At 67.1% G+C, this 20252-nt stretch carries 16 protein-coding genes; 9 read left to right on the top strand and 7 right to left on the bottom strand.

Annotated features, from left to right (window positions below):
• Nucleotides 1-12 precede the first annotated feature (12 nt).
• A complete protein-coding gene (locus QSJ59_RS04570) occupies nt 13-1515 on the top strand; it encodes a CoA-acylating methylmalonate-semialdehyde dehydrogenase (protein ID WP_285757415.1) in 1503 nt (500 codons plus the stop codon).
• A 317-nt stretch (nt 1516-1832) separates the two neighbouring features.
• Here the strand turns inward: QSJ59_RS04570 and QSJ59_RS04565 are convergent, their stop codons facing one another.
• Both QSJ59_RS04565 and QSJ59_RS04560 read right to left on the bottom strand, forming a co-directional pair.
• Nucleotides 1833-2078: a hypothetical protein gene (locus QSJ59_RS04565; RefSeq protein ID WP_285757414.1), complete on the bottom strand. Its 246-nt coding sequence runs from the start codon at nt 2076-2078 to the stop codon at nt 1833-1835.
• Nucleotides 2079-2961: 883 nt separating this feature from the next.
• Nucleotides 2962-3882, bottom strand: coding sequence for a LysR family transcriptional regulator (locus tag QSJ59_RS04560; protein WP_285757413.1), 921 nt, complete (start codon nt 3880-3882; stop codon nt 2962-2964).
• Nucleotides 3883-4093: 211 nt separating this feature from the next.
• Between QSJ59_RS04560 and QSJ59_RS04555 the strand changes: the two genes are divergently transcribed.
• Together QSJ59_RS04555 and QSJ59_RS04550 are read left to right on the top strand one after the other, a co-directional pair.
• Nucleotides 4094-4837 (top strand): SDR family oxidoreductase, encoded by a 744-nt coding sequence (locus tag QSJ59_RS04555; protein WP_285757412.1) that lies wholly within the window; start codon nt 4094-4096, stop codon nt 4835-4837.
• Between the two features lie 41 nt (nt 4838-4878).
• Nucleotides 4879-5808, top strand: coding sequence for an amidohydrolase family protein (locus QSJ59_RS04550; RefSeq protein WP_285757411.1), 930 nt, complete (start codon nt 4879-4881; stop codon nt 5806-5808).
• A gap of 624 nt (nt 5809-6432) precedes the next feature.
• Here the strand turns inward: QSJ59_RS04550 and gabT are convergent.
• On the bottom strand, nt 6433-7779 hold the full coding sequence (gene gabT, locus QSJ59_RS04545; RefSeq protein WP_285757410.1) for a 4-aminobutyrate--2-oxoglutarate transaminase: 1347 nt from the start codon (nt 7777-7779) through the stop codon (nt 6433-6435).
• 191 nt (nt 7780-7970) lie between these two features.
• Between gabT and QSJ59_RS04540 the strand changes: the two genes are divergently transcribed.
• The 4 genes from QSJ59_RS04540 (at nt 7971) to QSJ59_RS04525 (ending at nt 15525) form a co-directional block, all read left to right on the top strand.
• Nucleotides 7971-9494, top strand: a complete 1524-nt coding sequence (locus QSJ59_RS04540) for a PucR family transcriptional regulator (RefSeq protein ID WP_285757898.1) — start codon at nt 7971-7973, stop codon at nt 9492-9494.
• 852 nt (nt 9495-10346) lie between these two features.
• Nucleotides 10347-10766 carry a hypothetical protein gene (locus QSJ59_RS04535; RefSeq protein ID WP_285757409.1) on the top strand — a complete coding sequence of 140 codons (420 nt, stop codon included), beginning with the start codon at nt 10347-10349 and terminating at the stop codon, nt 10764-10766.
• 107 nt (nt 10767-10873) lie between these two features.
• Complete coding sequence (locus QSJ59_RS04530; protein WP_285757408.1) at nt 10874-11245, top strand: hypothetical protein; 372 nt, start codon at nt 10874-10876, stop codon at nt 11243-11245.
• A 314-nt stretch (nt 11246-11559) separates the two neighbouring features.
• Entirely contained in the window at nt 11560-15525 is a 3966-nt protein-coding gene (locus QSJ59_RS04525; protein WP_285757407.1) for a DEAD/DEAH box helicase family protein, read from the top strand.
• Nucleotides 15526-15547: 22 nt separating this feature from the next.
• On the opposite strand, the gene QSJ59_RS04520 is transcribed toward QSJ59_RS04525, so the two are convergent.
• From QSJ59_RS04520 to QSJ59_RS04510, 3 genes are all read right to left on the bottom strand, one after another.
• The gene (locus tag QSJ59_RS04520) at nt 15548-15817 is read right to left on the bottom strand and encodes an HPr family phosphocarrier protein (RefSeq protein WP_285757406.1); all 270 of its coding nucleotides are present in this window, start codon (nt 15815-15817) and stop codon (nt 15548-15550) included.
• Between the two features lie 73 nt (nt 15818-15890).
• Nucleotides 15891-16841: a 1-phosphofructokinase gene (gene pfkB / locus QSJ59_RS04515; protein ID WP_285757405.1), complete on the bottom strand. Its 951-nt coding sequence runs from the start codon at nt 16839-16841 to the stop codon at nt 15891-15893.
• Nucleotides 16838-17599, bottom strand: coding sequence for a DeoR/GlpR family DNA-binding transcription regulator (locus QSJ59_RS04510; RefSeq protein ID WP_285757404.1), 762 nt, complete (start codon nt 17597-17599; stop codon nt 16838-16840). Before QSJ59_RS04510 ends, pfkB begins: the two co-directional genes overlap by 4 nt.
• 250 nt (nt 17600-17849) lie before the next feature.
• On the opposite strand from QSJ59_RS04510, the gene QSJ59_RS04505 reads away from it, so the two are divergent.
• Both QSJ59_RS04505 and QSJ59_RS04500 read left to right on the top strand, forming a co-directional pair.
• A complete protein-coding gene (locus QSJ59_RS04505; protein WP_285757403.1) occupies nt 17850-18731 on the top strand; it encodes an Fpg/Nei family DNA glycosylase in 882 nt (293 codons plus the stop codon).
• Between the two features lie 182 nt (nt 18732-18913).
• The gene (locus QSJ59_RS04500; RefSeq protein WP_285757402.1) at nt 18914-19567 is read left to right on the top strand and encodes a YceI family protein; all 654 of its coding nucleotides are present in this window, start codon (nt 18914-18916) and stop codon (nt 19565-19567) included.
• A 52-nt stretch (nt 19568-19619) separates the two neighbouring features.
• Here QSJ59_RS04500 and QSJ59_RS04495 read toward each other — a convergent pair whose 3' ends face one another.
• The gene (locus QSJ59_RS04495) at nt 19620-20150 is read right to left on the bottom strand and encodes a phospholipase (RefSeq protein WP_285757401.1); all 531 of its coding nucleotides are present in this window, start codon (nt 20148-20150) and stop codon (nt 19620-19622) included.
• Nucleotides 20151-20252: the final 102 nt, after the last annotated feature.

The following is a 20252-nucleotide window of genomic DNA, read 5'->3' as shown; positions in this document are numbered from 1 at the left end:
GGACCAACCCTGTTGAGTACCAAGCATGTGACCCACTGGATCGACAACAAGCCCTGGACCGGCGAGCCCCGGCGTCGAGGGGACATCTACAATCCCGCCACCGGAAGAGTCAGCGGCACCGTCGATCTTGCCGGTCCCGTCGAGGTGGAGGCGGCTGTCGCCGCTGCTCGCGCGGCCTTCCCCGCTTGGCGCGACACCTCTCTGGCCAAGCGCGCCGCCGTACTGTTCCGGTTCCGTGAACTGCTGCACGCCGCCGGCGACGAACTCGCCCGCCTTATCAGCGACGAGCACGGCAAGGTCGTCTCCGACGCGGCCGGTGAGGTTGCCCGGGGCCTGGAAGTGGTGGAGTTCGCCTGCGGCATTCCCCACTTGCTCAAGGGAGGGTACTCGGAGAACGTCTCCAGCAGGGTGGACGCCTACTCCATCCTGCAGCCGCTCGGGGTGGTGGCCGCGATCTCGCCCTTCAATTTCCCCGTCATGGTCCCGATGTGGATGTTTCCCGTCGCCATCGCCTGTGGCAACACCTTCGTCCTCAAACCCAGCGAGAAAGACCCCTCCGCCGCTGTGCGCATCGCCGAGTTGTGGGCGGAGGCAGGCCTGCCCGACGGGGTGTTCAACGTCGTGCACGGTGACAAGGAAGCGGTGGACGGGTTGCTGGCCCACGACGATGTCAAAGCGGTCAGTTTCGTGGGCTCCACCCCGATCGCGCAATACGTCTACAGCACCGCGGCCGCTACCGGAAAGCGGGTCCAGGCACTGGGCGGTGCGAAGAACCACATGGTGGTTCTCCCCGACGCCGACCTCGACCTGGCCGCCGACGCCGCCGTCTCGGCGGGCTTCGGTTCGGCGGGGGAGCGGTGCATGGCGATTTCGGCGATCGTCGCTGTCGGGGGCATTGCGGACGACCTGCTGGAGCGCATCCAGGAGAGGGTGGCGCGGCTGAGAGTCGGGCCGGGGGACGACGAGCGCAGTGACATGGGCCCTTTGATCACCGCCGCGCATCGGGACCGGGTCGCCTCCTATCTGGAGACGGGTGTGCGGCAGGGGGCCACCCTTGCCATCGACGGGCGGACGCACCCCTTCCTGGGCAAAGAGGCGGCCGGTTTCTGGTTGGGGCCTTCACTGCTGGACCACGTCACACCGAAGATGAGTTGCTACACCGACGAGATCTTCGGTCCGGTGCTGTCGTTGCTGCGGGTGGGCTCCTACGCAGAGGCCATCCGGCTCGTCAACGACAGCCCTTACGGAAACGGGACGGCGATCTTCACCAACGACGGCGGAGCGGCCCGCCGTTTCCAGAACGAGGTCGAGGTGGGCATGGTCGGCATCAACGTCCCGATCCCGGTGCCCATGGCCTACTACTCGTTCGGTGGATGGAAGAAGTCGCTGTTCGGCGACAGTCACGCCCACGGAGTGGAGGGCGTGCACTTCTATACCCGGACCAAGGCGGTAACGGCACGCTGGGTGGACCCGAGCCATCGCGGAGTGAACCTGGGCTTCCCCACCAGTAGCTGAATCCGGCGTGGAAGGGCCGCACCGCACGAATTAGCGCGGAGTTGGCCTACTTACGGTTCTCTCGTTACTACACGGAGTATCGTAGTGCTCGGTTGACCGGCTTGTGGCGGCCGCCGCGACCGGCACCCGTGACCCGCACGGGATCACGAACGGGGCGGCGCGCTCATTTCCCCTCCTCCCCCCTGGAAGCGGGCGCGTCTATAAGGGGTGCTCCGGGTCCTCACTCCCCCTGGACCCGGAGCACCCCTCTCGGTTGTAACGCCTGACGCGCATGGCACCGAACCGTCCGGTTGCTCGGGGCAATCGGACGGCGACCCTCAGTGCGCAGCGAAGGCGTGATCGAACATGGCCGCGTCGTGCCCGGTCATGTAGTGCGCACATTCCGCGCACCCGTAGACCTCGGTGCCGTCGGGAAGTGCGCCCACCGGATCGCGCGGACGTGGCCATTTCACGTAGCAGATCGCGCAGGCATCCCCCATGATCTGCGCGGTTGTCAGTGACCCTGGATCGAAGATGTAGTTGTCGTCGCCGGTTCCGGCGTCAGGTGTGCTGCGATCGCACATAATGCTCAGACCGCTCAACGTCCCTGCTCCCCCCGTGGTTTAGGACAGTCTGGCGGGCCAATAGTTATCGGCTCTTTATTGAAGCAGATGCGAAGCGCTTCCGGAATAGCTGAAGTCAATTTTTGTCACTCGCAGCTTAGCGTCAATAACTCTAAGTAGCGAGAAAGTGAAAAATCAACTATTGACTTCGTAAACTGGGCGACATGTCGGATATTTAGCTCGATGGCAATGGCATTGCTGTCCCTAACGGAATCGCGCAGGAACTCCGCACCCCGATCAGCGCCATCCGCATCTTGCCCGAGGGCGCCCAGGACGGCCCGACCACCTTCGACGAGGCGTTCACCGTGGCCCTGCCGAAAAGAAGCCGTGCTGCTCCGGCACGTCACCGATGGCCTCCAGCATGTGGCGCGGGCTGATGCATTACGTCCGCGACCTTCGACGGGCGGCACCGGCTTTGGGCCGGCCGCAGTCCGTCGGCTAGCCGAATCCCACGGCGGTGCGGCTTCGGCAACCGGTGTCCCACAGCAGAAAGCCGTCTTTGCCCTGCCCTCGCCAAAGCAGAAGGACAGGTGAGCGAAGGGTGAGGAGGGCCTCGGCCGGGCCAGTAGCCGTCCCCACGGGTTCCGACGCACTGCTGGGCAGGGAACGGGCCAGGTTCGCGCACACCGAGGCGTGGTCCCGGGGTCGACTCCGGCGGTGCCCGGAAAAGGCGTGAGGGTGTCGGCCACGACGACGGGCACGGACAGCGCCGGGCGTCGGATGCCTCGACCGTTTCGGTCCCCCCGGGGGCGAGGAGTCCGATTCCGAAGTGGCTCCGACCGAGGGCTACCCCATCGTGAGATCTGCTTCAGCTTCAGGAAGCGCATTGAGTGGGCCGAGATGTCTACTGGCTGAGTGTCGGTGCCCATTCGGAGCCTCGGGGTGACCGGGCGAGGTGCCGCTCGGCAAGTTCCCGGAACGCCGCCACCAACCGGTCGCGGTTGTCTGCGCGAGTAGCCAGAACCACCTGACTGGGCGCGATTCCCTTCAGTGGCACGGTGGTGAGTCCGGGACGCAGGCGGCTGAGGTATTCGCCGACGGGGACGATCGCGACAGCCTGTCCGGCGGCGACGTGTTCGATCTTGTCCTCGACGTCGTCGATGAGCGGTCCGTCGGGTGCGGGGCGTCCGTCGGGCCGGGGGTCGATGCGCCAGAAGGCATTCCAGCCCGGGTCGGGCGTCCGAGGGATGGGTTCGTCGGCTATGTCGTCGAGAGTCACAAAACTCCGGCCGGCCAGGCGATGGCCGAGGGGGACCACGATGGCCCGGTCCTCCTCGCTCAGGACGGTCACGGTCAGGCCCTCGGCGCGCAGCGGCAGCCGGGCCACAACCACGTCCACCCGGTTGTCGAGCAGTGCCTCACGCGGTTGGTTCCACGGCAGGTGCGCGGCGCGTACTTCCACGGAGGGGGTGCGGCGGCGCAGTTCGATGACGGCCGGGGTGACGATGAGGTTGGTGGTGTAGCCGACGGTGAAGCGCCTGGGCCTGGCCGCGCCCCGGGCGTGTGTCACAGCCCGGGTGGCGGAGGCCAGCAGCATCAGAGCGAGCGGGAGGAATGCCTCACCGGCCTCGGTCAGCTCTGTGCCTCGTGGGGAGCGGTCGAGCAGACGCGTCCCCATCTGCCGCTCGAGACGCAGGATCTGGCGGCTCAGCGACGGCTGAGTGGTGTGCAGGACATCTGCGGCGCGACCGAAGTGGCGGTGCTCGACGACAACGGTGAAACAGCGGACCAACTTCAGATCCAGGTCGGGGGGTGTCGGTGGCACGTCAGGCATATCTGAGCCTAACCCCCGAGAAAGGGGAGAAGTGCGCGGATCATGCACTTGACGTGAGGTGATGCGCCTTGAGTATCGCTTAGCGCGGAACATTCATTGGCCAGGGGACAGACGGTGGACGCAGGATGGGATTCGGCAGCCCGGCGATCCCCGGGGCCGCGTTCCTCCACATTCTGGTTCACCGTCCGATCGGAGTATCCCCATGCCCTTGCCCACCGCTCTGATCACCGGAGGCACCAGCGGAATCGGTAAGGCGTCGGCGGAGCTGCTGCACCAGCAGGGGTACCGGGTGATGGTCACCGGACAGAACCCGGACACCCTTGCGGCCGCCAGGAAGGAGCTGCCCGCAGGCGTCATCATCCTCCGGGCAGACTCGCGCTCCACCTCTGACACCGACCACCTCGCCTCCGAGGTCCGCACTCGCTTCGGCCAACTCGACGTCCTTTTCCTGAACGCCGGCATCAGCCGCGCCGCGCCGCTGGAGGCGGTCGATGAGGCTACCTACGATGACGTGTTCGCGACCAACGCGAGGGGGCAGTTCTTCACACTCCAGAAGACACTGCCGTTGCTCCGAGACGGCTCCTCGGTCGTCTTCACCGTGGGTATCGGCGCGATTCGCGGCATCGCGGGCGGCAGCATCACCGCCGCGAGCAGAGGGGCCCTGCTCGCGATGGTCCCTTCACTGGCAATCGAACTGGCGCCCCGGCGCATACGCGTCAACGCGGTGAGCCCGGGGGCCGTCGAAACTCCGATCTGGTCGAAGTCGGGCCTGCCCCCCGAAGCGCTCGCCGAGGCGACCGAAGCCATGGCCGCGCGGATCCCCTTCGGGCGTATGGGGTCGGCTCGCGAGATCGCCGAAGTCGTGGCATTCCTCGCCTCCGGCTCCTCCGGCTACGTAACCGGCCAGAACATCGTCGTCGGCGGAGGCAGCGGAATCGCGGCCTGAACACCTCTCCCCTTGATCGACACCACAGGAACAGGTCTTGCATGGACATCATCGACGCACAACTGCATCTGCCACATCCCTGGTCGGATTGGACACACGGAGAGGAGTCCTACCCCTCCCTGCTGACTGAGATCGTTCTCGCGCAGATGGACGCAGCAGGCGTCGACGCGGCCATTCTCGTCAGCCATCCGGAAATCGCCCCCGCAGAGTGGTGTGAGGCCGCCGTCGCCCGGCACCCCGGGCGCCTCGCCACCGTACTGACCCTCGACGAGACCTCACCCGACATCGCCGATCAGGTGGCCCGTGCAGGCAAGGAACCAGGCGTCCTGGGGCTTCGGGTCAACCTCGCCTTTCCCCCTGATGCCGTCGAACGCCTGCGGGCCGGGGCCTACGAGCAACTACTGATCGCCGCTGAACAGCACCGGATGCCGGTCTGTCTCCTGGCGTCAGGCGTACTCCCCGACATCGCGACAGTGGCACGCTCGCATCCCGAACTCCCTTTGATAATCGACCACATGGGGCTGAACCAGCCGCCACTGATCCCGGCCGACGACCCTCCGTGGCGCGACCTCGGCCACTTGCTGGCCCTCGCAGAACTACCGAACGTCTTCGTCAAACTCTCCGGCGCACCGACACTGTCCACCAAGGCGTACCCGTACCCCGACATCTGGCCTCACCTGCTGCGGGTTCTCGGCGCGTTCGGTGCCGACCGATGCATGTGGGCGACCGACCAGCACCGGGTTTTCGGACGGTTGCACGGCTTCGACCCCGTACCGATGTATCCGGGTTATCACTCCTACGCCCAAGGCCTGCACTACCTGCTCGACCAGCCCGAGCTGTCCAAATCGGACAAAACCGCGCTGCTCGGTGGTACCACGCGCCAGGTCATGAGCTGGCCACCAGCACCGCTTCCTGCTGCCGACGGACGGCGTGCGGACGTGGGACCCAGAGGGGCGGCGATGGGGCGGTAGACCGGCGAACTCGATGGTCATCGGACACGCGGCAGACAGAGTCGGCTTCGGTGACCGGTGGACAGCCCGATGTCGAAGGCCGCCCCCGGTAGAGCATCTCGTATGAGCGCGGGGCGGATCGTTCGGCGCAGCCGCTCCCGCTGAACGCCGACGGGCTGGACCAAGGACAAGCGCCTCGGGGCATGTCCGCCCGTACCGCTCATGGTGTCGGTCCGAACAGCGACCGCGGGCTCTCCCGAGAACGCCCGTGAAGCCCAACGCACACCGAGCCCTTTCCGACCCCGTCACCGAGCTGGTGAAGGCCGTCCTCGCCCCTCACCACGCGACAGCGTGGGCCGGAAAGGGCTCAGGGCCATGCGCCACCTGGCCGCAGCTGACGCGAACTCCGGCGGTTGCCGATGACCACCGCACGAGATCCATTCCCCACCACCCGACAATGATCAACCACCCAAGGCCCGAGGTCCCACCGTTCGCCGTTCACGAGCTCGCAAGGCAGACCGCGAAGCCTCATCCACCAGGGTTGCCCCGGAACGCGTGACGGGGTGGGGCGCCCCCTTCCGGCGCCCCACCCCGCAGGGACCGATCCCGGTCCCTTTCCCCGCACCCCGCATGGCAGTCGGCGCGTTACAGTCGCGCGAAGGCATCCTCGATGACCGAAAGACCTTCGTCCAGCAGTTCGTCGCTGATCACCAGGGGCGGCAGCATCCGCAGCACGTTGCCGTAGGTGCCGGCGCTGAGCAGGATGAGGCCGTTTGCGTGGCAGTGCTTCAGGACCTCGGCCAGTACGGTCGGGTTGGGTGTCCGGTCACCGTTGCCCGCCACCAGCTCGATCGCGATCATCGCACCGCGTCCGCGCACGTCGCCGATCACATCATGGCGTTCGGCCAGTGCACGCAGACGCGACAGCATGGTCGCGCCGATGGCGCGGGCCCGCTCGGTGAGCCTGTCGTTCTCGATCGTCTCCAGGGAGGCGAGTGCGGCCGCACATGCCGCAGGGTTTCCGCCGTAGGTACCGCCCAAGCCGCCTCCGTGCACGGCGTCCATCAGCTCGGAGCGTCCGGTCACCGCGGCCAGGGGAAGACCACCGGCGATGCCCTTCGCCGTGCAGATCAGGTCGGGGACGACGTCCTCGTGCTCGCACGCGAAGAGGTCACCGGTACGCGCGAACCCGGTCTGTACCTCGTCGGCGACGAACACGATCCCATTGGCCCGACAGAACTCGACGATCGCGGGCAGGAATCCCGCCCCCGGCTCGATGAAACCGCCCTCGCCCTGGATCGGTTCGATGAGCACAGCGGCCACGTTCTCCGCGCCGATCTGCTTGGTGATCTGGTCGATGGCCTGCGCCGCGGCCTCTGGGCCGCAATTCTCGGGCCCGGTCGGCCAGCGGAACGGGTAGGCCATCGGCATCCGGTAGACCTCGCCCGCGAACGGACCGAAGCCCTGCTTGTACGGCATGTTCTTCGCGGTCAGTGCCATCGTCAGGTTGGTTCGTCCGTGGTAGGCGTGGTCGAACACCACGACCGCCTGGCGTCCGGTGGCGTTGCGCGCGATCTTGACCGCGTTCTCCACCGCCTCGGCGCCGGAGTTCAGCAGGATCGAGCGCTTCTCGTGGGTGCCCGGACTGATCCGGTTGAGGGCCTCGCAGACCTCCACGTAGCCCTCATAGGGATTGACCATGAAACAGGTGTGCGTGAACCTGGCGAGTTGCTCGCTTGCTCGCGCCACCACTTCGGGGTTGGCATTGCCCACGTTCGTCACCGCGATGCCCGAGCCGAAGTCGATGAACGCGTTGCCGTCGATGTCCTGGACGATGCCGCGGTCGGCCCGCTCCACGTAGACCGGCAGGACACTTCCCACACCCTTGGCGACAGCTCTGCTGCGACGCTCCTGAAGCGCCTTCGACTTCGGGCCGGGGATCTCGGTGACGATCCGGCGTTTTTGCGGAAGCCCCGCGTTGCTGGTGGCCATGATGCTGTGTTCCTCCCTCGTGAACCGGGCCCGGCGCATGCGCTACGACCGTGCTGATCAGCCCTGACACTACGGTGTGGGACAGGTCTGGCTTATTGCCGGGATGGATAGGATTTCGTGGAGTTGTTAGCCGTTTTGGCAGATTGATTGCCCCGCCCGCCTGACACGAGGAGCCCACTGTGCCGCCCACTGTGCCGCCCACCCTGGGTGCGATCCTGCGGACCCCACGTCTGCGCCTTCGGCTGCTCAGCGGGGACGGCCATCTCGACAACACCGTGCGCTGGGTGGCGGTCAGCGAGCTCACCGATCCCACCCCCTATCTGGAGGGCGGCGAACTCGTTCTCACGACCGGGGTGCGTTGGCCGCAGGAAGACGACACCGCCCACGACTACGTGCGCCGTCTCCTCGACCGCGGGGTGGCCGGACTGGGCTTCGGCTGCGGCGTCGCCCACGAGGAGGTGCCGGAAGCACTGGTCGACGCGGCGGCTCGCCTCGGACTGCCGCTGATCGCTGTTCCACGGGAGACCCCCTTCATCGCTGTGGGGAAGGAGGTTTCCCGGCTTTTGGCCAAAGACGAGTACGAGGGATTGAGCAGAGCGTTCGATGCACAGCGTCAGCTCACCCAGGCGGCCTTGCGCGGAGCCGAGGCCGTGGTGGACCGGCTGGGTGCGGAGCTGGACGGCTGGGTGCTGTTGCTGGCTCCGGACGGAGCTCCCCGACACGCCAGGCCGCCCGACGCGGTTTCGCGCTGGGCGGGGTTGACCGCGGAAGTGCGCAGGCTCGGTGCTGCCCGCCAGCCCGCCAGCGCTTCATTGTCCCAGGACGGCCAAACCGTCTCGATACAGCCGTTGGGAGTAGCGGGACGTATTCACGGCTTCATCGCCGTGGGCGGGCCCCGAGCCCTGGGGGCCGAGGAGCGCATGCTCGTCAACGGGGCCATCTCCCTGCTTTCCCTGGAACTGGAGCGCAGTCTGCCCGGCGCGTTGGAGATGCACCAGGGCGTCCTGGAGGCGTTGCTCAACGGAGCTGTGGCGATAAACGATCCAGGGACTGCTGGACTGCGTTCGGCCCTCCCGCGAGAGCCTGTGACGGTTGCGCTGACCGATAGAAGTGCTGCCCCGTTGTCCGGAGACCCTCGTTTCCACGACTGTCTGACCGGTGTGGTCGACGAGTGTTTCGTGGTCGTCGGCGGAGCCGGGGCCGACCCCGCGGGGGTACTGGCCGAGCTCACGGGGGGGCCGGTCGGAGCGGGCGAACCCGCGGGCCTCGACGAGCTTCCGGCCGCGAGGGCCCAGGCCGCACGCGCCTTCGACCTCGCGCGCAGCGAGGAGCGCGCACTCGTGCGCCACGGGGACCTGCCAGGCGGTTTCCTCGGCCTGCTCGACACCCCGTCGGGAAGCCGGTTGGCGCACGGTCTGCTCCGTCCGTTGCTCGTGCACCGCTCAGCCATCGACCTCCTGGCCTCTTTGCGTGCCTATTTGGCTGCGTCGGGAAGATGGGACGCCGCGGCCGAGGCGCTGGGAGTCCACCGGCACACCTTGCGCTACCGGCTCACGCGAATCCGCGAACTTCTTCCCGGGGACCTCAACGACCCCGATTACCGGGCCGAGCTCTGGTTGGCTTTGCGCATGCTGGAAAGAGAGATTCCGCTGGCCCTGAAAAAACCACCGGGTGCCACGGCTCTCTCGAAAAAATCCGGCCTCGATAACGAGTGAGACGCTTTTCGATGCTCTGGCCAGGTGCTCCATGTGTCCTGTGGGGCAATTGCCGGTCAGGTTCAGGGGATGTTCGCAGTGAGGTTCGTAATTGCTGTGGTTACCAGTATCCCTGACGGTATTCATTTGAAACTTTTTCGCCAGTCTGATGCTCTCCGGTGCATTCGATACGAGTGCTCGCCCTCTCTTCGGCGGACGTGAATTATAGGTTACGGTCTGCTGATTACTCGATTTAATGTCTTCCGGATAGTGGAAGGATCAGGTTTTCTGTAAGCAAGTGCCCTACTTTGGGGCGAGCGGAGCGAGTGGAGTCGAGTTGGATGGCCGGTTCCGGAGGGGGATGCTCGGTGTTTTTGAGTATCCACAGCTCAAAGCGTCTCTTTTGATGGTTTTTCGGGTGCCGTGGATGGGTGTTCGAGGCCGGCCTCCGGGGAGATATACGTCTCGTTTGGTGATCATGGTCTGATATGTCGGATGGTGCCGGCGGTGGCGGAGGCCGTCATTTCTGTATCGTGAGCCGGATTTACTCCATTGCGTGATCTGATGGTTACGCTGCGGCGTTGAATTGCTTTTTTGGTCGAACCCCTGCGCGATTCCCGGAATCGGAATACTCTCGCTGCTGTCCCGAAGTGATGACGTTTGCAACGGCTCTCCGGCATTTTGGAGCGAGCCGTCGTTCGGAAACAGCGAAGGAACACGGTGCTCGCGATCAACGACGACATGAAGGGAATACTGGACATACCCGGTGCGCGCAGTGTGTCTCTAGTGGAATGTGCGACTGGTCGCGTCGTGGCCGAATTCGGCCACGAATCCGAGGTTTCGCGGTGGGGTGCCGGGGAAATCGAGGGTCTCGTGCGCGCCATCGTCGAGAACCCAGAAACTGCCTCGGGTGATTTCGCCACGCAGTTGGAGGACGTGGTGCTCACTGCCCGTCAGGGATACCTGATCGCAGCGATCACCCGAGTCCCCGGGGGTGACCGCGGTTTTCTGTTGCTGCGACTTGAGCGCGACACCGGCAACCTCGCCCTTGCCCAGCGTGCGCTGGGGCGGCTGGTGCGCGGGGTCACCGCCGTCGCCGAGGCGGAAGCCGCGCCGGTACTTCCGCGGCGCTGCAACGATGTCCAACGATTGGCGCACAGTCCGGTTCGTGACCGGACCCGACCTGACGCGCACACCCTGCACCGCGTGCTGGGGGCATTGAAGCGGTCGCTCTACGCGCCGCCGGTGTCCCAGCGCGGTACCCGTCTCGGCGTGAGAGCCGAGGCGACCTGAATATGCGGCTTCTCCGCCGTATCGAGAAGCTGCTGACCAAGCGGCCGGAGCCTCACGGTGACTCCCCGGAACCTGCTGAATCGACCTCAATTTTCGAAGGACTCGACATGGCGAACCTGGACAGCGGACTCAAGGAAATGATGGCCATCGACGGGGCGGTGGGTGCCTCGATCGTCGACTACGGAAGCGGTATGTCGCTGGGGTCGCTGACCACCAGTAAGGCGCTGGACCTCACACTGGCCGCGGCCGGAAACACCGAGGTGGTCCGGGCCAAGATGCGCACCATCGACCAACTCGGGCTGAATGATTCGATCGAGGACATCCTGATCACGCTGGGTTCCCAATACCACATCATCCGGCCACTGGCGAGTCGTAAGGGGCAGGGGCTCTTCATCTACATGGTGTTGGACCGTGGTCGGTCGAACCTTGCGATGGCTCGCCACCGGCTGCGCGGTATCGAGGAGACCCTGGAGGTCTGATCATGCCTCCTCCGTCGTGGGGCGGTTGGCGCCGTTGCGTGCCAATCGCCCGTGCAATTGCATGAGAGACATCTCGGAGGTGAGTGCCTAGCAGGTTTATGCCGCTCTCGCAGGTAGTGGCCGATCCCGGTCGGATCCTTGCCGTCTTCTCCATACCTCTCACCTGCCGTATCCCGGATCGCGACAATGAAATTGGTTGCTTTCCGTGATCAATCGATCACTGAATTTTGCGATCGGTTTCGGTTGAGTGAGAGGTGCGACATGGTAGCGGCGGACAGAACGTCCATCCCGGACCACGGCGGGGAGGCCCGCCCATGAGATCCGGGGAGCGCCGGGCGCTATTGGTCGCCGTTGAGGGCACTAATCAGGCCACCGGCGGCCCCGACCACGCACGGTCGCGCAGCCGGACGCTGCGGTCCGCCTTGGTCGGTGCGGACTTCGGCGACGTTCGCACCCTCCTGGACCCCTCGCGGTCCAGACTCGTCGACGAGTTGCGGATCTTTTTCGCCACAGCGGGTCCCGACGACACGCTTCTTCTGGCGTTGAGCGGGCGCATCGTCAAGAACGGCGAGGGCTCACTGCACTTCTTCGCCGCTGGCAGCGGTCGCCGGCCGGAGACAGCGGGAGTCGCCCTCGACGTCCTGGCCGAGGCGATCGAGCGCGGATCCGCGCGTTCCGTCCTGCTGCTCCTGGACTGCCAGTACAGCGGATGGTTCGACGACGGCCCCGATGGGCGTGCCGAGACCGTTCCCGAACTCGACCTGCGCAGATGTCTCCCGATCGCCTCGTGCGTGGTGTTCGCCGGCAGTGCCGGAAACGGATCATCGGCAGGAGAAACCGATGCCTCTTTCGCCCAGGTCGTCGCCGCAGCCCTGGGCGGAACCGCCCGTGACCGCGACGGGGACGGCTGGATCGACAGTGACGATCTCAAGGAGCGATTGTTAGCCGAACATGCCGCGGGCGGGCGGAGCCCGGTATTCATCACCGAGGTCCCCCCGGTCGGACTCATCCGGTCTGTTCCCGGTTCTCTTCCCGTCCAACAACGGCCCGCGGCTCCCCTGAGCGCTGCCCGCGGCCCGGAGGCCGACTTCCTCGCAGAGGTCGCGGTGGTCACGGCAGGGCTGCTCGGTGAGTGCCGCGACCGTGGCGAACTGCGCGAGCGCCTTCGGGTTGAGCTGCGTTCCGTGGGCTGCGGCACCGTGCTGGCCGAGGAGACCGTCTCAGTCGCCGACCACCTACTCGACGACGGCGGGTGCACCGATCCAGCCGGACCCCGCGTGTTCCCCGGACACGGGCCCGACCCCCAGACCGAGGTGACCGCTTTCGGTGCGGAGTTGGCTGCGCGGGCGCTTCGATTGCGCCGCGACCACGAACTGGACGCCGCTCCGGCCTCGGGATGGGGGCGTTCCACCTCGGGGCGCGGTGACCGGGAGGACCCCAACGCCCCCTTCACCAACGCCCGCTGGCTCTCCCTCCTCACCTATCTGCGGGACGGGCTCGACCGGACCGCCGTGCTGAAACACCTGGTGGATCTCGCCGTCCCGGACGGACACGCGTTTCGCCCGGCAGGTCGCGAGACGCTCATCAGCGGTACGGGTTCGGCTCCCGAAGCAACCCCCGAAGAGCTCCTGGTCGCGCATACTGCTGGTGTCAACAGGGAGACCCTGCGCTATGGCTACCCCCTGGTCGTGGTCCGCACCGAGAATCCGGACCACCGCACCGCCGCGCCCCTGTTCGTGGTGGACGCCGAGGTCGTCGACGACAACGGCGTCAAACGCTTGCGCGCGGTATCGCCCCCCGAGATCAACCCGGCACTGCTGGAGGCCGACACCGCCTACACCGAGAGCGAGTTGACCGGTCTGCGCAAGTGGTGGCACGAGCAGCGCGACGCCAGAGGCGTACCCGACCTCGCGGCCACCACCCGCCGGGTGCTCGCCCACCTGGACATCGAACGCGCGGACGACATCCTTCCGTCGCGGCTCGCCGCCGCCCTGGCTCCTGACGACACGCGTTCCGGGGCGCACAATCTCGCGATCCTCTTCAGGGTCGGCTCCCACCTCACCGGCGATGCCGGCCTGTTGGCCGATCTCGACGGTTCCTGCGGAGAGGGCGTCGACCCAGGACGTCTTCGCGGTACCGCGCTGTCCGCCCTCGCCGGGGAGCAGCGCCCCGAGCTCGACGACCCGGTTCTGCTCCTGGCCGCAGGTGGGCTCAGCGAAGCCCAGACCGGCGTACTGGTCTCCGCGATGAACCGCCGCCTCACCGTCGTGGCAGCTCCGCCGGGAACCGGCGCCGGCCAACTCGCCCTTGCAGCGGTGCACACGGCCGTGGCAGCCGGACAGGCCGTGCTTTTCGCAGCTCCAACGGCCCAGGCCGCTGACGACTTCGTCGTGCGAGCGGGAAGGACAGTAGAGCATCTGGTGGTGCGCACGGGGGAACCCGGCCACCTCAGCCGTGAATCCGCCGTCCTCAACACGTTGCTCTCCCGTTCCGCCGGCGGTGGAGTTCCGACCGTGCAGGAGATGGGGCTGCGCGACGACTGGACCGGCATCCGTGACGCCCGGCGCGCCATCGACGCTCTGGCCAGGATCGAGCGCGACCTCGCACTCCTCGCCACGGCACGGGGCAGGGTCGTCGACGCCGGCTGGGATCCCGAGACGTTGTTTCGAGGCGGACGCCCCCAGGACTGGCTGCGTCGAAGCGAGCGTGCCGCGGGTTGGGGGCTGCTCAGGCCGCTTCGGCGCTCGGTCATCCGGCGCGGGCTCGGTGTGTCCACCGACTCCCGCAGTCTGGCGCGGCTGTGTGAGATCGCCCGTATCGAGCGGGTGTGGCGCGCGACCCTGGACCGCTACCACCGGACCACGTCGTTGGACGACCTCTACAGTGACCTGGAAGCGGTCGCGGGGTGTCACCGGCTCTCCAGCGCCGACTACCTTTCGGCGGTGGTGGGCCGCCGGCTGACCCAAGGACGGCAAGCGGTCCTGAACCGCCTGGAATGCTTGAACTGGCAGTCCGGAAACACGGCCTGGTCGGGCTTCAAACGATTGCTCACCGCGGTCCCGGCATGGGCGGTGCAGACCGGCCGGGCCCGCGGCCTGCCACCGCAGCCGGGACTGTTCGACCTGGTGGTCATCGACGAGGCGGACCTGTCCGATGTCGCCGCTGTCGTGCCGCTGCTCTATCGGGCCAAGCGCGCACTGGTCATCGGTGATCCCGCCCGCCCGGCGCCTCTTCCGACGCTGACCGAGCACGAGGAGCGTACCCGGCGCGAGCGCGCCGGGCTCGGTGAACGATGGCTGGTCGAACGCGCTCTCGGCGGGCCGGGAAGCTCCGCCTACCGTGCGTTGGCCCGGGCGACTGCCGGGGCGGGGGGCAGGGTGCACTGGTTGGACGAGCATGAGGGCTCCCATCCGCTGATCGCGGCCGCGGCCGACCGCGGCTGTTATGGCGGACGGCTCACGGTTCTCACCGATTCCCGCACACTCGTCGCAGCCGGAGGGCAAGCGGTGGAATGGCGCGATGTTCCCGGGGAGTGCGAGAGGACGATCGGCGAGTCCTACGTCAACAGGGAGGAGGCCCGTCGGGCGGTAGGCGTGCTCCAGGAACTGGACACCCTGCTGCCGGTGGACGCGACCCTGGGGGTTGCCGCCGGGTCGCGCGCGCAGTGCACCCTGCTGCGCCAACTGGTGGGGTGCTCGCGGTTCACCCGCGAGATCCATGTCGCGGCCGCATCCGCCTTCGGCTCCCGCGTCTACGACGCCGTGGTGGTTTCCCCGGTCCTGTCCGGGAGTTGTCCCGACGGCGGTCCGTTGACGCCGGCATCGGCCGTCGTCGAGCAGTGGACTGCGTTACTGGGCACGGCCGCATCTCGGATCGTGGTGGTGGGCGACCGTGCGTCTTGGCTGTGGCGGGGCGGAGTGCTGGCCGATCTGGCCGGGATCGTCGCGGACGTGCAGCACGAGCGTCCCCCGGAAACACTCGCCGACCTGATCCAGATCTTGCAGGGGATGGCGGACGAGGTCGTGGTCGGGTCCTTTGTGCACGGCCATCGTGTCGACCTCCGGGTGCGCACTCCCGACGGCACCGTCCTGGTGCTGTTGGACGGCTCCCGGGACGGTCGGGAACTGCGTGGCCTGGCCAAGCGTCAGCGGCGGTTGCGCGAGCTCTCGGGGCTGCCGGTGCGCCGCGCTCCGGTCTGGCGCTGCCTGCACGAGCCCGAAGCCCTGGCGAAGGAGATCGTCCTTGCCGAGAACTGCACTCCGGGCCGGTCCCGTTCCTGAAGGAACGGGACCGGCCCGGGGGTTAGACCGCGTCCAGGTCGGTCTCCAGGAGCTGGGCGAGCTCGTCGAGCTTGGCGTCGGCGTCGTCTCCCTCGGCGCTCAGCACGACCTTGGCACCGCTGCCGACGCCCAGGGCCATGACGGACAGCAGGCTGCGGGCGTCAACAGGGTCGCCGCCCTCCTTGGCGATGGTGACGGGCAGTCCGGTGGCCGTGGCCGCCTGCACGAAGAGGGTGGCGGGGCGGGCGTGCAGACCGACGGACGCTCCGATCGTGGCGGTTCGCTGCGGCATTGTTCTCCTTGGTGTGAGTGGGGGGATCAGGCATCGGCGGGTGCCGGGCCGTTGGTCGTCGGGGCGGGTGCGGTCAGAGTTCCCGCACCACCAGATCGGGATCGGGGTCGGTGCTGACCTGCACGGCACCGGGGTCCACCTCGGATGCGGTGGGCACGGTCGTACCGGGCAGGGCAACCGCTGCCGTGCCCCAGGCAACCGCGTTGCGCAGCCGGTCCTCAGGGGCTGCGTCGACGGCTGAGAGGTAGCCGGCAAGGGAGCAGTCGCCCGCGCCCACGGTGCTGCGGGGCACGACCGAGGGCCCCTTGGCCAGCCAGCACTGGTCCTTGAGCACCAGCAGCGCGCCGTGTCCGCCCAGGGTCACGAGTGCTGCTTCGTTGCCCCAGTTCAGGACCTCGCGTGCGCCGGTGACGACGTCACCGAGCGTGGGCAGGGGGCGGCCGAGGAGGTCGGACAGTTCCTCGTGGTTGGGCTTGAGCAGGGACAGCGTCCCGTGCTTGGCAGCGCTTTCCAGCGGGGCCTCGGAGGTGTCCAGGGCGATGGGCACACCGTGTGCTGCTGCCCGTTCGGCCAGACGCACGTAGAAGTCGGAGTGCGCACCGGAGGGAAGACTGCCTGCGGCCACCAGCCAGCGCGGGCCGCGGGCGAGTTCGGCGTCCACCGCGGCCAGCAGCGCAGCAGTCTCTTCCTCGCTGAGCGTGGGACCGGTGACGTTGAGCTTCGTCGTGGTGCCGTCTGCCTCGGTAACGGTGATGTTGCTGCGGGTCGATCCGGAGATGGGGACGGCGACGGCCGGCACCTGACGTTCGGTCAGCAGTGCGGTGAGCTGGGCTCCCTCGGTGCCGCCGACGGGGAGGATCGCGGTGGTCTCCACGCCGGCTCCGCACAGCGCACGTGAGACGTTGACCCCTTTCCCGCCCGGGTCGGCCCGGGCGACACGTGCCCGCAGCACCTCGCCGCGCTCCAGGGCGGAGATCTCCAGGGTTCGGTCGACGCTGGGGTTGGGGGTGACGGTCAAGATCATGCGAACTCGATTCGTGGTCCGGCCGCCTCGATCTCCTCCGCCACCCCGGTGTCCAGGCCCGAGTCGCAGATGACGAGGTCGATGTCTTCGATGGGGGAAAAATATGCGGATTCCGTCCGACCGAACTTGGTCCGATCGGCCAGCAGAACGGTGCGTCGCGCGGCCGTGATCAGTGCCCGTTTGATCTGGGCCTCGTCCGCTTCCGCGGTGCTCAGCCCTCGGGTTGCACAGATCGCGTCCGCCCCGATGAACGCCGTGTCGACGAACAGGCCGTCGAGCGCACCGAAGGCCCACGGTCCTACGGCAGCCATTGTGCGCCCGTGCACCCGGCCGCCGAGAAGGTGGAGTGTGATGGCAGGGTTGCGGGCCAGTTTGGCTGCGATTGGGACGGAGTGGGTGACCACGGTCAACTCGCGGTCGGCGGGGAGCAGGTCGGCGATACGCCCGGTGGTCGTCCCCGAGTCGAGGATGACCGTGCCGTTGTCGGGGACCTGGGCCAGGGCAGCCCTGGCGATGCGCCCCTTTTCTGCGGAGCGCGTCTCCTCGCGTCCGCCGACTCCCGGATTTGCGGGTAATTGACCGGTCGGTACTGCGCCGCCGTGCAGCCGGTGCAGCAGGCCGCGCCGGTCAAGGGAGGTCAGGTCGCGCCGGATGGTCTCGGGAGTGACCGACAGCCGCGACGCCAGGTCTTTGACCTCGACCCGTCCTTCCTCGCGGGCGCGCGTCAGAATTCGCTGGTGACGCTCGGCCGCGTGCATGGCGCGTACCCACCTTCGTGTGAGTTCGGGTTCGTTTCGTGTTTGTTTCTATTTGAATATGTCTGGTTCTGTGGGTTTGTCAAGGAAAAAGACGTGCGTAGCGGAAAAAACTTCACTATTTTTATGCTTCCCGAGGTCACGGAAGGCCGGTTTCGTGTCGGCTTCAGGGGTGTTCTTCGCTGGTCGGACGCCTCGGTAGAGTGCCAGACGTCACCGGCGACACCCGGCGGCACGGGGGGAGAGGAACGCGGTGCCCGAAGGCCACACACTGCATCGGCTGGCGACCCATTTTGCGAAGACCTACGGCGGCCAACGGTTGCGGGTGAGCAGCCCGCAAGGACGGTTCGCGGACGGGGCCCGTCTGATCGACAACCGGGTGCTCGCGGTTGCGGAAGCGCACGGCAAGCACCTCTTCCTCGGTTTCGACTCCGGGGCGTGGCTGCGCGTCCATTTGGGCCTCTACGGTGCCTGGACGTTCGGTGACTCCGAGGGCGAGCACAGTCTCGGTGCGCCCCGGCAGGGGAACAGCGAACCCAAGCGCCTGGAGCGCGGGGCGGACGGGTTCGTCGTCGCCCCGTCGCCGACCGGGGCGGTGCGCGTCCGCTTCGTCGGACGCAGCGGATGGGCGGATCTGCGCGGGCCTGCCGCCTGTGAAGTGATCGACGTTTCGGGCAAGGAGGCCGTCCAGGATCGCCTGGGGCCCGATCCCTTGCGCGACGACGCCGATCCCGAGCGGGCATGGTCGGTGGTCGCCAAGTCGCGGACCACGATCGCCGCCCTCCTGATGCGTCAGGACGTCATCGCCGGGATCGGCAACATCTACCGGGCCGAGTCGCTGTTTCGCTCCGGAATCGAGCCGCATCGTCCCGGACGCGCCGTGGACCTCACCGAGTGGGAGGTGCTGTGGGCGGATCTGACCGCCCTGTTGGAGGACGGCGTCCGGGACGGTCGCATCATCACCACGCGCCCGGAGCACCGTGCCCAACCCACGGCCCGGCCGGTACCCCGCTCCGATGCCTTCTACGTCTGCTACCGAACGGGCGAACCGTGCCGGATCTGTAGTACGCCGATCAAGGCGGAAGAACTAGCCGGCCGGACCCTTTATTGGTGTCCGCAATGTCAGTCTCAGTAGACGGCCACGTGTGATTCGGTTCGTCGGATCAAATTTAGCTGTCCAAGTCGGCAGTGGCGTGCGACTTTATGCCCGGGTTTGGGAGACAAGGTGCGGTGTCGGTAACCGGGTGGTTACGGTGTTCTCCTGCGTCGCGCGTGTCTGATCGGACGCGTCCGGAACCGACCTGGAAAGGCCGCGAAATGGACATCGAGGAGAGAGACGGGGGTCGCCTGCACCTGCTCCAGCCGATCGGCGAACGGTCGGTGCCCCAGGCCGACACCTGGTACATCGATCCGGTGCACTCCAGCGTCGGTTTCGCCGCGGGGATGCAGGGCCTCGCCCGGGTCCGGGGGCGGTTCAACAACCTGTCGGGCGTGGTGTGGGTCGCAGACAAGCCAGAGGAGAGTTCGGCCAGCGTCACCATCGACGCCACGGCCATCGACACCGGAATCACCCGTCGCGACGACCACCTCAAGTCGCCCGAGTTCCTGGACGTGGGGCGCTTCCCGGTCCTGAGCTGGCACGGTCACCGGGTCGAGCCCACGGTCGACGACGGGCTCTGGACGTTTCACGGCGATCTCACGGTCAGGGACGTCACTCTCCCGGTCCCGCTGCGGGGCAGGTTCCTCGGACAGTGTCCCTATCCTTTCGGCGATGCCGAACTTGCCTGCTTCTCCGCGACGGCCACTCTCGACCGGTTCGATTTCGGCCTGGATGTGATGGGCCCCCTGCCCGGGGCCAAACTGTTCATCGGCCGCCGGGTGGAGATCAACCTGGAGGTGGCCATGATCAACACCGACATCAGGTTCTTCACCGAGCGCTTCCTCTCGCCCCGCCGCGCACAACGGAGATAACGACAGCGGGGGCGGGGCACACAAACCGTGCCCCGCCCCCGAACGGTGTCTTCTATTCCGCGGTGCGCAGCGCCACGTACTCCTGCACCTGGTGCTGAACCTCGGCCTTCTGCAGTGCCTCGGCCGTGGTGGCACTGGATGCGCCGAACTGGCGGACCGCCTGGTAGTAGATGTTGGCCACACCCCGGCACACGGAGTTGGAGCCGCAGACCGAGTACAGGTCCGCGCGGAACTTGTCGTCGATGCGCAGGCGGTTGGCCTCGCTGAAACGCGACTGCAGCTTGTAGTTGCGGTAACCGAAGTCGTGGCGGTGGCAGCTACTGGTGAAGTCGTAGCCCAGCGGGGCGTCCGGCGACCACGAGCAGGCGTCGGAACTCCAGTCCAACTGGTCTGCGTAGGGCCGCTGCGCCCGGGTCTGGCTGAACGAGGACAGCGAGGCCTGGAAGAGGTACTGGTCGGTGACGTCGCGCAGTTGCTGCGGGGGGAGCGCGGCGTGGGCGACGCCCATTCCGGCGAGGGTCAGCAGACAGGCCGCGATCATGCTGATCACGGCCTGCGCCAGGCGTCGAGCGGGGAGACGCATGTGCGGTCGGCCTTTCGCTGAGAAGTAAAAGACTTAACTCCTGAGTAATAAACGATGGGGTCGGATTGACGAAAGAGCCTCACTCGAAACAGAGGGTAACGA

The organism is Nocardiopsis ansamitocini (genome assembly GCF_030268225.1).
GTDB classification, from domain to species: Bacteria; Actinomycetota; Actinomycetes; order Streptosporangiales; family Streptosporangiaceae; genus Nocardiopsis_D; species Nocardiopsis_D ansamitocini.
This window is presented reverse-complemented; position numbering and strand designations above follow the sequence as displayed.